This window comes from Paenibacillus paludis (assembly GCF_042610515.1).
Lineage (GTDB): Bacteria > Bacillota > Bacilli > Paenibacillales > Paenibacillaceae > Paenibacillus_AQ.
Genome location: NZ_JBGJZP010000001.1, coordinates 574889 through 588483, shown reverse-complemented (window position 1 = coordinate 588483; position 13595 = coordinate 574889). Strand labels below are relative to the sequence as shown.

General features: G+C 51.6%; 12 protein-coding genes. 9 read left to right on the top strand and 3 right to left on the bottom strand.

What is annotated here, in order from left to right; translation table 11 throughout:
- Positions 1-164 precede the first annotated feature (164 nt).
- Positions 165-833, top strand: coding sequence for a hypothetical protein (locus tag ACAN56_RS02590; protein ID WP_144024245.1), 669 nt, complete (start codon positions 165-167; stop codon positions 831-833).
- Here the strand turns inward: ACAN56_RS02590 and ACAN56_RS02585 are convergent.
- Positions 820-1560: an alpha-amylase family glycosyl hydrolase gene (locus tag ACAN56_RS02585; RefSeq protein ID WP_256718047.1), complete on the bottom strand. Its 741-nt coding sequence runs from the start codon at positions 1558-1560 to the stop codon at positions 820-822. The two genes, ACAN56_RS02590 and ACAN56_RS02585, sit on opposite strands and share 14 nt — an antisense overlap.
- Before the next feature lie 41 nt (positions 1561-1601).
- Positions 1602-1772, bottom strand: a complete 171-nt coding sequence (locus ACAN56_RS02580; RefSeq protein ID WP_156130904.1) for a hypothetical protein — start codon at positions 1770-1772, stop codon at positions 1602-1604.
- A gap of 378 nt (positions 1773-2150) precedes the next feature.
- Here ACAN56_RS02580 and ACAN56_RS02575 point away from each other — a divergent pair, with 378 nt between their 5' ends.
- The 7 genes from ACAN56_RS02575 (at position 2151) to ACAN56_RS02545 (ending at position 9630) form a co-directional block, all read left to right on the top strand.
- Positions 2151-3158, top strand: coding sequence for an ABC transporter substrate-binding protein (locus tag ACAN56_RS02575; protein WP_076109489.1), 1008 nt, complete (start codon positions 2151-2153; stop codon positions 3156-3158).
- Positions 3159-3201: 43 nt separating this feature from the next.
- Positions 3202-3981 (top strand): ABC transporter ATP-binding protein, encoded by a 780-nt coding sequence (locus ACAN56_RS02570; RefSeq protein WP_038593043.1) that lies wholly within the window; start codon positions 3202-3204, stop codon positions 3979-3981.
- Positions 3982-4025: 44 nt separating this feature from the next.
- Positions 4026-4814 carry an ABC transporter permease gene (locus ACAN56_RS02565; protein WP_379140429.1) on the top strand — a complete coding sequence of 263 codons (789 nt, stop codon included), beginning with the start codon at positions 4026-4028 and terminating at the stop codon, positions 4812-4814.
- Between the two features lie 89 nt (positions 4815-4903).
- Positions 4904-5893, top strand: coding sequence for an aromatic acid exporter family protein (locus tag ACAN56_RS02560; RefSeq protein ID WP_379140191.1), 990 nt, complete (start codon positions 4904-4906; stop codon positions 5891-5893).
- A 217-nt stretch (positions 5894-6110) separates the two neighbouring features.
- Positions 6111-7133 carry an HD-GYP domain-containing protein gene (locus tag ACAN56_RS02555; protein ID WP_038593039.1) on the top strand — a complete coding sequence of 341 codons (1023 nt, stop codon included), beginning with the start codon at positions 6111-6113 and terminating at the stop codon, positions 7131-7133.
- A 304-nt stretch (positions 7134-7437) separates the two neighbouring features.
- The gene (locus ACAN56_RS02550; protein WP_038593037.1) at positions 7438-7995 is read left to right on the top strand and encodes an outer spore coat protein CotE; all 558 of its coding nucleotides are present in this window, start codon (positions 7438-7440) and stop codon (positions 7993-7995) included.
- Positions 7996-8166: 171 nt separating this feature from the next.
- The gene (locus tag ACAN56_RS02545; protein WP_379140186.1) at positions 8167-9630 is read left to right on the top strand and encodes a putative amidoligase domain-containing protein; all 1464 of its coding nucleotides are present in this window, start codon (positions 8167-8169) and stop codon (positions 9628-9630) included.
- Positions 9631-9659: 29 nt separating this feature from the next.
- On the opposite strand, the gene ACAN56_RS02540 is transcribed toward ACAN56_RS02545, so the two are convergent.
- On the bottom strand, positions 9660-10490 hold the full coding sequence (locus tag ACAN56_RS02540; protein ID WP_379140183.1) for a GNAT family N-acetyltransferase: 831 nt from the start codon (positions 10488-10490) through the stop codon (positions 9660-9662).
- Positions 10491-10746: 256 nt separating this feature from the next.
- On the opposite strand from ACAN56_RS02540, the gene mutS reads away from it, so the two are divergent.
- A complete protein-coding gene (gene mutS, locus ACAN56_RS02535; RefSeq protein WP_342440403.1) occupies positions 10747-13578 on the top strand; it encodes a DNA mismatch repair protein MutS in 2832 nt (943 codons plus the stop codon).
- Positions 13579-13595 lie beyond the last annotated feature (17 nt).

The window sequence follows — 13595 nt, the reverse complement described above, 5'->3', positions numbered from 1 at the left end:
CACCTCGCTACAAGTATTTCATGATATAGATCATACCCCTCGTTTCTTAATTTTACCTTAAAATTAGCTTATGATAACATAAAGATTACAAGTTTTATAGTTTGGGACTTTTTTTATTGCAGTGTGATTCCAATGTTAGCGGGATCCGGGAAGGATATATCAATGTGAATAAAAAGGATAAGGTATATTTAGCTAATTTTCTGTTCCCAGATAAGCCAGCGGGGAAGGAAATTTCGGATCTGATGCAAATGGCAGCATCCGCGGACCGAATATGCCGGTTAAAATACTGTGAAGGTGATCAAGTGCAGGATATCTGCCTGCAGGTACATAAGGATATAACATTGATCGCAGGCATTGAGCCCTCAGATTCCTTCGTCTATAGACTGAGCGATCCACAGAAGGTGCAGCGCGCTTGTTATTATCTGTTTAATTGCTTTGAGCCTGAAGAGTTTAGCGTAGAGGATGTACCGTGTCTGCATCTGTCCAGACGGAGATATGAGGAGCTAAAGGAAAGCGCCGCAACCTACAGCTTGTGTTTTTTGGCAGAATGTCTGACAGCGGAAACAGGGGATTTGCTGCAATCCGCACAGCTTGCGAAGGTCATGAAGAACAAAACGGCTGAAGGAGAGCTTAAGCTGTGTTCACGCAGTAAAGAGGAGTGTAAGCTTCAGCATGCCTTTTTTATTGAAGATACTTCCAGCGGCTGGCTGCTGCGTATGAGCTGCGAAGCCGCGGAGGACTGGATGGTTGCCATTCCAGTTACGAAAGCGCAGATATGCTCTGCTCTCTATGAGTGGGTACAGCAAACATCTCCAGTGTTTACTCCAGAATGATTGTGGAATAAGCAGGCAGTGTAAGCATGCTGTCCGCCAGACCCGCTTCTCCCCGGAGCGTCTTGAGTATAGAAGAATAAGTAACGGTGTTCGTGCCGGGATGTAGCGGAATGTTCTGTGTCCCGCCAGTTAAATTGTGAACCACCAATACCTGCTTTCCGGCAGTGATCCGTTCGAAGGCCATAATGCCACTGTTTCCGGAAGAATATTCGCGAATTCCACCGTCTCTCAGTGCAGGTACTTCATTGCGCAAGGAAATAAGCTGACGGTAATGCTCCAGCAGAGAACCTCTGTTCTGCAGCTGACTCTCCACATCAGCACCGGAATTAGCGGCGTTATTCTTCGCCTGCTCCCAAGTGGTGGTCTGGCCATCTCCTTGACCATCGGCAGTCCATTTCATAGGCTCACGGAGGCCTTCATCGGGCTTCACTCCAAGCATTCCTATCTCTTCCCCATAATAAATAAACGGGTTGCCCGGTAAGGTCAGCAGAATAGCGGCGGCCATTCTGGCATGATCCGGATTGTTCGCAAGCTGGCTCATAACTCTGTTCTTATCATGATTATTCAGGAAAGTGGCATCTGTAAAGGCTCCCCCTGAAATCTGCGAATATAGCTTATAAGTTCGCTCCAGAGTAAAGGCAATCCCACTGTCTTTTTCTGTATTGGCAGAATTCAGCACTGCTTCGGCCAGGCCGAAATTAAACCCCGAATCAAATGCTTGATCCAGATAGGCCCCTACGGAAACAGCTGAATTCTCCCATACCTCCCCTACGATATACGCGCCGCGAGTGAAAGTTCTGGTGCCGTAGAAGCGGTAGGCTGGACGGCGCTTGTACTGTTGTTGTCAGAGCATCCGGCAAGCAGGGCAGCAGTTATGCCTGCGATGGCCAAAGTGCACATCATGCGGCGGTTAGTCAAGGTTAAAGGCTGGCGCTGCATCTGTTGCGGACCCCTCCAATAAATAGCTTCATTAGTATGTTGATGTGATAAGCGCTTTATTGATATCTTAGTCGAATGCATGATTTTGGTAAAACGTTTGCACAAACGAAAAATTAACGAATTAAGCGATTTATGAAGATTTATAGTGATATATCATTGATTATTGTTTGTATTCTTCTGATATCTCGTGTTTATGCGGAAAATCGTACTTTCATTAAAATAATTTCATACAAGGAACCGAAATATTCGCCAGTTCTTTCACTTTGAAGTTCTATAATGAAGCGCAAACGATACTACACATACTCTTTAACCTTTTCGTAGGCATTCGCATATGCTGCAAGCAAGGGCAAAAGACCCGGGAAGAAAGGAGAATGAAGAATGAAAAACAAGAAAAAGCTGTCGCTGTCGCTCATGATTCTCGCCTTGTGTTTTTCAGTGCTCGCCGGCTGCGGCGGAGACTCGGCTGCGGTAAAAGTGAAGATCGGCGAAGTCACCCGATCCGTCTTTTATGCGCCCGAATATGTGGCATTATCCCAGAACTTCTTCAAGGAAGAAGGGCTGGATGTTGAGCTTCAGACCATACCCGGCGGTGACAAAACAATGACTGCACTGCTCTCAGGAGCCGTTGACGTGGCGCTTGTTGGTCCAGAAACTTCAATTTACGTCTATCAGCAGGGAGCGGATGATCCCGTTATCACTTTTGCCCAGCTGACCCAGCGGGACGGTACATTCCTGTTCGCCCGCAAACCGGATGCGGACTTTAACTGGGATAAAGTAAAGGGGTCGACCTTCCTCGGACAAAGAAAAGGGGGAATGCCGCAAATGGCGGGTGCCTTTACTTTGTTTAACAAAGGGATTGATGCCGAAAAGGATCTCACGCTGATTCAAAATATCGACTTCGCCAATATTGCCGGTGCCTTCGCCTCCGGGACAGGTGATTATGTACAGCTGTTTGAGCCGCAGGCTTCCATTTTTGAGAGTGAAGACCGGGGCCAGGTGGTGGCATCCTTTGGGGTGGAGAGCGGTTATCTTCCTTATACGGCTTTTATGTCCAAGGGGAGTTATATCAAAAAAAATACTGATACTATGCAAAAATTTACCAATGCAATCCAGCGTGCACAGCTATGGGTGAAAGAGCATAGTCCGGAAGAGATTGCCGATGCGGTACTTCCGTATTTTGATAAAACGGAGCGTGAGATTGTGATCTCCGCGATCAAGCGCTATAAAGAGCAGGACACCTATGCCGTGGATCCGGTCGTGGACAACGAAGAGTGGAACAATCTGCTGGATGTGATGGATAATGCCGGAGAGCTGAAAGAGCGGGTTCCGGCGGAGAAAATTGTGAACAACAGCTTTGCGGAAAAAGCGAAAGACAACGTCAAGTAGGCGTTGTCTTCGTCAAATTGATTAAGGGTTAGGAGGGGCTGATATGCTGCCAGTAGTGCAATTGGAGGAAGTGACGCATGCCTATCTGGGTGACCGCGAGGCTTCTCTGGCCATTGAGGACCTCAGCCTCAGTGTTGAACAAGGGGAGTTCGTCAGTCTCGTCGGGCCTAGCGGCTGCGGCAAGACGACACTGCTGTCGATCATTGCCGGGCTGCTCAGTCCATCCCGCGGCAAAGTGTTCGTTAACGGACATAGTCTCAAGGGACCCTCCCCGGAGGTAGGGTATATGCTCCAGCAAGATTACCTTTTTCCATGGCGGACGATCCTGGACAACGCGCTACTTGGACTGGAGCTCACCGGAAATCTGAACGAAAACACACGTCAAAAGACGCTGGAGCTGCTGAAGGATATGGGGCTGGAGGGCAAGGAGCAAGCCTATCCGTCACAGCTGTCCGGCGGCATGCGCCAGCGTGTGGCACTGGTACGGACACTGGCCACCGACCCGGGGCTGCTGTTGCTGGATGAGCCGTTCTCTGCGCTTGATTATCAGATCAAGCTGCAGCTCGAGGATCTGGTATCGGAGACACTGCGCCGCCGCGGAACCACGGCGGTTCTGGTTACCCATGATCTGTCAGAGGCAATCGCCGTCAGCAGCAGGGTGATTCTGCTGCAGCGGAACCCGGGGAGAATACGTAAAATATTTACCGTTCCGGAGGAAATCCGCAATACACCCCCGCTGTATGCGAGGGACTTGCCCGGTTTCGCGGAGCTTTTTCATGGAGTCTGGAAGGAAATGGAGTCGGCTGGGAGGGAAGACGTGTGAAATCAAGTCAGCAAAGCGAAATAACCGCTTCCCGCGCACAATGGCTGGAGCAGAAGCATAGCGATTACAGGAAGAAAAAACGACGCTGGCAGAGCAGAGTCATGGCCGTGCGGGGCAGTCTGCTGCTGCTGTTTTTTCTGCTATGGGAAGCAGGAGCCCGGCTGGGTTGGATTGACGAACTGCTGTTCAGCTATCCGACGAAGGTCTTCCGTCAGATCTGGGAAGACATGATCAGCGGAAGCCTCTGGCCGCATTTGGGGATTACCGTAGGGGAGACCGTGGTCGGCTTTGTACTCGGAACGCTGCTTGGAACATTGCTGGCAGTGATCATCTGGTGGTCGCCTTTTTTATCAGCGGTGCTTGACCCGTACATGGTCGTGTTTAACAGTATGCCTAAGGTTGCGCTGGGGCCTATCTTTATCGTGATGTTCGGTGCCGGATTTACCGCAATCGTGATCACTACTTTATCCATCACTGTTCTCATTACGACACTTGTTGTATATAACAGCTTTTGCAGCGTAGACCCGAATCTCGTGAAGGTGGTCAGGTCGTTTGGGGCGACCAGAGTACAGGAGTTCTTTAAGGTTATCCTGCCGGCATCCTTTCCTACGGTTGTTTCAACCTTGAAGGTAAACGTTGGCATGTCCTGGGTGGGTGTAATTGTCGGTGAATTTTTAGTCGCAAGGTCGGGGCTTGGATATCTGATCATATATGGTTTTCAGGTGTTCAATTTCACTCTTGTCATGTCCAGTCTGCTGATTATTGCAGCGGTGGCTACGGCGATGTACCAGATGGTCGTCTATGTGGAGAAGCTGTTGTTGTCGAGGCGGTGAGAAACATGTCATATTGTGTCTCCCCGGAAAATCTTGTACCATGTTTATATCTTTACCTGAACGATGAAACGCCAAGGAGAGGTATTTACATGGGATTTCGAATTATCAAAACAGCGGCGGCAACGCTGCTGTCCATTCTGCTGGCAGCAGCTATAGGTATACCCAACGCGCAAAGCGCGGGCCTGCTTGCAATCCTCGGAGTGGAAACTACACGTAAAAGGAGTCTCCGAACGATAATGGCGCGTTTCTCAGCCTCGCTTGTGGGACTCTTTTTAGGCTGTATTCTGTTTTTCACCCTGGGCTTTCATTATTGGGTACTTGGCTTGTATGTACTGTTCGGTTTTCCGCTGATCGTTAAATCGGGCTTTAAGGAGGGCATCGTTACCAGCTCGGTAATCGTGTTCCGCGTGTTCGGACAAGCTGAGCTGTCACTTCATGTTCTGCTGCAGCAGATTGAGCTGCTGGTAGTGGGTCTGGGATCGGCGGGTCTGGTCAATCTGATCTATATGCCGCAGACTGGCGGGGTAATTGCGGGTATCCGCAAGGAGGTCGACAAGTACTTTTCGATCATATTTGTACAAATGGCAAGGACGCTGCGGGACCCGGGTTATGTATGGGACGGTAAGGAGCTTATCGGCGCGAACGAGGCCGTGCAGCGGGGACTTACGGCTGCGTCCAGGGAAATGGAAAATCATGTGATTCATCCCGATGAGGCCTGGAATATTTATTTCTATATGCGAAAGGAGCAACTGGAGTCGATCCAGAATATGATGCAATTGCTCTCCCAGGTGTACCGTCAGCTGCCGCATGGAGATATGGTTGCCGAATTGTTCGATCAGCTTTCTAATGATGTACTGGCAGAGGAATACACCGGACGGACGGAGCGGCTGCTGGATGCGCTTGAGCAGGAGTTCGAGCGGATGGAGCTGCCGGAAACCCGTGAAGAGTTCGAGGTCCGTTCTGCGATTCTGCAGCTCTGCCGGGAGCTGGCACTTTATCTGAAAATTGCCAAACGCCATAAGGTTCCGGTTGAAGCCAAACCGTTGAAACGACCGGCCACTTTCCGTGGCCCCTCGTAATCTATAATATGTAAATGTCAGTGAGGTATTAACATTGCTGCGTAAAATAACGATAAGATATGTAAGAACTAAAAGTGAGCTGGTAATTGTCCCGTCGTTCAGTTTTTGTTCAGGCAACAGGATTAATGTGTTATTCATTAGAAGATGGGGCAGTGAAAGTTCCAATTACTGCAGACGGTTCGCATAGGTGAATTTCTGCGCAGGCAGGTGAGGACTATTGAACAACAGCAATGAACAATATATCGGTAAACAGCTTGTTGAGAATCTCTTCAACCATAATGGCGTGTTTGTTCTGCCCGCACTGACTTTGTTAAGCAGTGATCATATCCGTCTGATCAGTCAGCACAAGATCTTTCTCGAGCCGCATGATGTGGTTCAAGTGGACAGTGCAGCTTTCTATCAGATTGCGGTTGACGAGTGTACGTCTGCGATGGAGAGTATCTTTGAGCAACTACGTTTTAACAAGAGCAAACGGCTGCCCATGATTGAGCTGCGCAATGAAGTCATTCCCTTTATCCAGCGGGTTAGTGAGAAAAACGATTTTTACGGAATATTGGCTGCGTTGCAGTCCAAGGATGATTATACATACAGACATAATGTTGCAGTCGGAATTTTGTCTACACTTCTGGGGAAGTGGCTCAAGCTGAAACCGGAAGAACTAAGTATGCTGACCATTGCCGCAACGCTTCATGATATCGGGAAAATTATGATACCTGCTGAAATTCTGTCCAAGCCCGGACCCCTGAATGAAGAAGAGCTTGCGATGATGAAAAAGCATACCACTATCGGATACGAGATGATCAGGGACACGGTCGGCACCAATCATATGCAGGCACTCGTTGCGCTGCAGCATCATGAACGCATGGATGGCAGCGGATACCCTTTTGGTGTTCTGGGCCACCGGATTACTGATTTCAGTAAAATAGTTGCTGTGGTGGATATTTTCCATGCGATGACTTCTGACCGCTACTACCGGAAGGCCTCGCCTTTATATGAGGTTTTGAGGCAGATGGAGGATAATGTCTACGGCAAGCTTGACCCTTATATTTGCAGTGTCTTTATCAATAAGCTGATGCAGTCAATGATAGGCAATGAAGTAGTGCTCTCGGATGGGCGGATAGGCAAAATCATCATGATTCTCGCGCATGATCCGCTGCGGCCATTGGTTAATATTGATGAGGATTTCATTGATCTCAGCAGGCACCGAGATTTGGGGATTATGCGGGTAATACCGTTATAACACCTCGTATGAAGACACCCGCAGGCGGTTGCTGCGGGTGTCTTTGCCTTTCTGGTAAGAAGAATAACGGGCTGTAATAGCAGGAGTGGAGTTACGACTTGACGGAAGGTCTACGGTTGCCTGTGGGCTGTCCGTTTTTTGCTATGTACTCATAACCAGGGGATTATTGCAATAAAATGAACTATGAATCTTATAACGGGGCGCATGGAGGGCTTACCCAAATTTATTTCTACTCTAACAATCAACAAATGCCCAGAACGTGCATACACTTGATAGTGAATGATTGTATGGAGGAGGTTTAAAGATGTCATTAAGTCATAAACGTCAAACAAGGGAGATCATTACGAAGGCAATTTGCGGCAAAGGTCGTAAGTTCTCTACCGCAACTCATACCGTGACTCCGCCACATCATCCGACAAGTATTCTGGGGGCTTGGATTATTAACCACCAGTACGAAGCGGTTGCCGCCGGAAACGGAATCGAAGTAATCGGTACTTACGATGTGAACATCTGGTATTCGTACGACAAAAACAAGCAGACCGAGGTAGCCAAGGAAACGGTCTCCTACGTGGAGCTCATTCCGCTGTCGTATCTGGATCCGAGACACCGTGCTTCCACGGTAGAGGTCTCTGCGGAGGCAACGCAGGAACCAAATTGTGTGGAAGCCGGTGTCTCTCCGGGCGGCGGCAGTGTAACACTTCGCGTAGAGCGGGAATTCGAAGCAGAACTGGTGGCTGAGACCAAGGTTCGCGTGTTTGTCACTGATCAAACGGATGATCCGGAAGACAAGGATTACGATTTCGACGGTGAAAGCTTTGATTTCGATGATCTGGATCCTGACGCCCTGGATGATGAGCTGTAAGGAAGGAATGCGCCGCCGCCAACTGAATATCGGGTGGGTTATAATCCATTATATGTAGTGAGGGCGGCGGCGAGAGGGCGAATGCCCTCCTTTTTATTTTTTATTTATTTTTCAGCATCAAGAACTGGAAGATCTAAAGTTAGGGGAACGAACCACTAGGGAGGAGCCAGCGTGAATGAAGGGTTAAAGGAGTACCTGCAGCTAACTCCGGAGCAACAAGAGCTCCGGCTGCGGCGCTGTGGACTGGAGGCTGCTCTGTCTGCCGGCGGGAATCGCTTGGAGAGGGATGCAGGGCAAGCCGGAAGAATAGCTGTTGCAAATGGCCATACATATAAGAAGGGTCCTGATATGGACAGACACAAACAGCAATACGTGGTTAAAGTATTCAACTTGGCAGTGCTTGAGATCACACCACTGGGTACCGGCCGGGCCATGAGTGCTGCAGCGGGGAATTCCCGCCCAGATGCATCGGGCGGTGGGGATAGTGTGTCCGGGGGTACCGGTGTTAGCTTGCTAGATGAGGGTGGAATTGATAACCATGGAGATCATGGAGACCCTGGAAATCCCGGAGATTACGGAATTTCCTGTGAACAGGCGCATTACAGTCCCGGCCCGGAGCGGCGCGGAACTGCCGGACTGGTGAGGGGAATTGCTGTTAGAGCTTTATACAGCCTGGGGCTGGACAGCGGTGAAGTCCGGCTAAAGGCTATGGGCGGAAGGAGATACCTTGTGGAACAAATCCTCCCGCTCGCAGAACCTGCCGGCAAGCCGCTGCCGGAGCCTTACTGTACAGCGTCGCTGGCGCTGGCCCGCGACCTGGCCCGGGAGCTGCCTGGCCGTCCAGGCATGCTGATGGGCATGGACCCGGAGTTTCTCCTGCTCCGGGAAACCTCCGGCCGCGTCGTGCCCGCGTCGCGGTTCCTGCCCGTAGACGGCGTCGCGGGCTGCGACGCCGGACCTCCGGGAACGCGCGGCATGTTCCCGGTCGCCGAGCTGCGCCCTGCGCCGCGCGGGGAACCGCGCGCACTGCTGGCGCAGCTGATGTCCGCCGCAGCCACGGCGGACCGGATGGTATCCGACCGCTCGCTCCGCTGGCGGGCGGGAGGCATGCCGCTGCGGGGCTGGGCCCTCGGCGGCCACCTGCACTTCAGCGGCGTCCGGCTGACGGCGCCGCTGCTGCGCGCGCTCGACAACTATCTGGCGTTGCCGCTGCTGCTGCTGGAGGACGCCCGGGCTGCAGCGCGGCGTCCGCGTTACGGGGTGCTCGGCGATTTCCGTATTCAGCCGCATGGCGGCTTTGAATACCGGACCTTGCCGAGCTTCCTGGTGTCCCCGGTCATCGCCAAAGGCGCGGTCTTCCTGGCTCACCTGATCGTGAGCCGCTATGAAGACCTGACGCAGCGCCCGCTGGACCGGGAAGAGCTGCATGCCGCCTATTACAGCGGCAGCAAAGATCCGCTGCGCGCCGCCTGGGCTCCATTGCAGGCCCAGCTTCGCGCACTGGACGGCTACGTGCGCGCCGCCCCTTACGTAGAACCGCTGTTCCGCTGCATCTCCGCGGAACAGACCTGGGATGAATCGCGGGATATCCGTCCGCTGTGGACCGGGAAAGAGTCCATGAAGAATCAGCAGTAATCGGGTTGGGAATTCTGTCGCCCTGAGGCTTATGCACCTGCGCCTGTAAGTTGATTTTCTTTATGTAGATAAGTCATGGACCATTTGTCGATATCGCGGAAACCGAGCTTTTTGTAGATTAAGCCTGCTTGAGGATTGTTATAGAAAAGGCATAGCGATTTTCCCTCGGCCAGAATATCGGCACAAAGCTGTGCGACTACCCGTGAAGCTAATTTTTGTCCTCTGTATTCCGGATGGGTGGCTACGGCGACTATCATCGCTGACCGCGAATTTTCCGCCGCGGTTGACGCGGTTGCAATTACTTCCCCGTTCTGTTCCACGAAGTAGGTGCGGCCGGTTCCGCTTTCCAGCGTTTTATGCAGGGTTTTACGCGCGTCCTCCGGACTGCTGGTGAACTCTGAAATAACATCCGTCAATGTACAAATGGCATCCACATCCTGTGTCGTGGCTTTTTGGATGGGCACAGGAGCGGATGCCGCTGTACGGATTTCCTCATTCATCTCTGTCAGCTCGGCGAAAAGCATCTCTTTTTCCTGCCGGATATTCAACCATTTACTGAGTGTCCGCACGACCTCTAAAGAGCCGGAGATCATTTCGGCGTTTTTGTTTCTGCGCAGCAGTTCCGCAAAACCCTCCGCATCAAAAGGCCCCTCTGAATATGGCAAATAACTTCCGTAGAAACGCAGTATCACCGCCTTTAACGGCCCGTCTACGGAGTCGCTTTCTCCCCAAAGCTCCATGAAATCCTGCTCGAACCCGAAATTTTCCACGTCTCCGATAATGTATAAATTGATAGCCGGATTTTTGCCTACCAGTTCCATCAAATCCTCCCGGTCGGCTTCATTCAGTTTGCGTATCAAGCTTGTACCTCCTTCAGTTTCAGTAATGTATAATAATTCCTTTATAATTTTACAGCAAATTATTGAAAAAGCACATCATATGGTCATGTTGATCTTCAATGGCTATAATTAACAATATCTGTAATGCATCCGATGCAGGCAGCGTTCCAGCTCTGGTGTTCTCTTAGTGTTCGCTTATTGTGACTTCCCGGGGTGACTTTGCCTTGCAGGTTTCTGTTATAATAGAGAACACAGAAGATAGGTATGGAGGTCAATGATGGCAAAATATACGCCGATGATAGAACAGTATTTAAAGGTAAAGGAAGGGGCAAAGGACGCTTTCCTTTTTTTCCGGCTGGGCGATTTTTATGAAATGTTCTTCGAGGATGCGGTTCTGGCTTCGAAAGAGCTTGAGATTACTTTAACCGGCCGTGAGGGTGGGGGCGAAGAGCGCATTCCGATGTGCGGAGTGCCATACCATGCCGCGGAAGGTTACATACAGCGTTTGATCGAAAAGGGCTACAAGGTTGCGATTTGCGAGCAGCTGGATGATCCCGCCGTAACAAAGGGCATGGTGCGCCGGGATATTGTCCGCGTAGTCACACCGGGTACAGTAATGGACGGCAAAATTATTACGGACAAAAGTAACAACTACCTCGTTTGCGTGACCGAGCAGGACGGGATGATGGCTCTGGCTGCCTGCGATTTGACAACGGGTGAGCTGTATGTCACTTCCGTTCTTTCAGGTTCGGAATGGCTGCGTGACGAGATCGGCATTTATGAGCCAGCCGAGATTATCGGAGATGCTAACCTGCTCGAGAGTTTGCGCAGTGAGGCCTCACTGCTGGCGAAGCCGGTCGTGTACACTCCTTGGGAGAAACGCGAAGAGGAATTGGCCCGCCGCCAGTTCGGCGAAGCGGCCTGGGTGCGTCTGGAGAGTGAGCGGGGCAAATGTCTGGCGATGCTGATTTCCTATTTGAGTGAAACCCAGCGGCGTTCCCTGGGACAGCTAAGCCAGATTTCGCCGTATGAACCTGGCAACTATATGATTCTGGATCCGTTCACACGCCGCAATCTGGAACTCACTGAAACGGTGCGCGAGCGCTCCAAAAAAGGTTCGCTGCTCTGGTTGCTGGACCGCACCGAAACCTCGATGGGCGGGCGTCTCCTGCGCCGCAGAATCGACAAGCCGCTCCTGCAGCGGGCCCCGATTGAGCGTCGTCTGGAGGCTGTGGATTATCTCTATAATCAGTTTATTGTCCGTGAGGATTTGCGCGGGGCGCTGAAAGAAATCTATGATCTGGAGCGGCTCGTCGGGCGCATCGCCTTCGGCAGTGCCAACGGACGCGACATGAATGCCCTGAAGCAGTCACTGGCGCAAATACCGGCCCTGAAAGATATGTGTCTGACATCGGGTTCAGAGACCCTGAGAGAGATCGGTTCCACCATGGATGAATGTGCAGAGCTGCGTGAGGATATCGAGCGGGCAATTACCGAGGATGCGCCGGTATCTGTGCGGGATGGGGGAATTATCCGGACAGGCTATCATGAGCGCCTGGACGAGCTGCGGGAAGCGAGCAGCAGCGGCAAACGCTGGATCGCCGAGCTGGAGGCGAAGGAGCGCCAGGTTACAGGCATCAAGTCGCTGAAGATCGGCTACAACAAAATTTTCGGCTATTATATAGAAATTACCCGCTCCAATCTTGCTTCCTTGCCGGAAGGAAGATATGAACGCAAGCAGACTTTGGCGAATGCAGAGCGTTATGTTACCCCTGAGCTGAAAGAGAAAGAAGCACTGATTCTCGAAGCCCAGGACAAAATGACCGATCTCGAATACAGCCTGTTTACCGAGCTGCGGGACCGTATCGGGTCACAAATCCCCCGGCTGCAGGCCTTGGCAGAGAAGGTTGCAGAAATAGATGTGTATCAATGTCTTGCTGCGGTCAGCGCCGAGCACCGGTTTGTAAAACCCAAGCTATCCGACGGTTATGACCTGCGTCTTACAGGTGGACGGCATCCGGTAGTAGAAGCGGTGCTGAAAGATTCTGCATTTATAGCAAACGGCAGTACACTGAGCAAGAATGAAGGCAATATATTGCTCATCACCGGCCCTAACATGGCTGGCAAAAGCACCTACATGCGCCAGGTGGCACTGATCTGCATTCTAGCCCAAATCGGCTGCTTCGTTCCGGCAGAAAGCGCGGAGGTTCCGCTGATAGACCGGATCTTTACACGGATTGGAGCGGCGGATGACCTGATTGGCGGACAGAGCACCTTTATGGTGGAGATGGCTGATATTCAGGTCATGACTGAGAAAGCAACATCGCGCAGCCTTATTATTATTGACGAGCTGGGCCGGGGCACCTCGACAAGCGAGGGCATGGCGATTGCCCAGGCGGTAATTGAATACGTGCATGATACCATTGCCTGCAAAGCACTGGTCTCGACGCATTTTCATGAGCTGGCCCATTTGGAGCAGAGCCTGCAAGGGCTGAAGAATTATTCTATGGCCGTGCAAGAGAGTGGAGACAAAGTGAACTTCCTGCGCAAGCTTGTGCCGGGAGCTGCCGACAGCAGCTATGGCATCTATTGCGCCCGGCTGGCCGGATTGCCGGAAGGTATTATTGACCGGGCATACGGTCTGCTCCAGAGCATTGAGCAGTCTGCGCCTCCGGGCTCGCCTGCGCTGCAATACGGGACTGCTTATGAGAGCCGTCACGGTGTGAAGGAACAGGCAAGCGGACTATCTGCAAGCCGAACGCAAGACACGGATGTATTGCCATCAGGAGATGATGCTGCCTACATGCATGCGGGCAATGCAGCCGCCGTGAGCACATCAGGCGGATCAGCTTACACCGAAGCTGCCGTCTCGCTGGCCTCCCTGCCGGATGCAGCAGACGCTGAAGTCGTACAACTGTCGATCTTTGGGGAAGAAGAGCCGCGCAGGAACCGTAAAGGTGGAGCGGCTTCCGCACCTGCACCTGTTAAAGAAAATCCGCTACTGAAAGAGCTGGTTGCCGCTGTTCAGGGTGCAGATCTGATGAATATGACCCCTCTGCAGGCAATGGGCCTGCTGAATGAGCTTAAGCAAAAAGCCAAGGAGCTGTAATTTAGGGTATTTCCAAG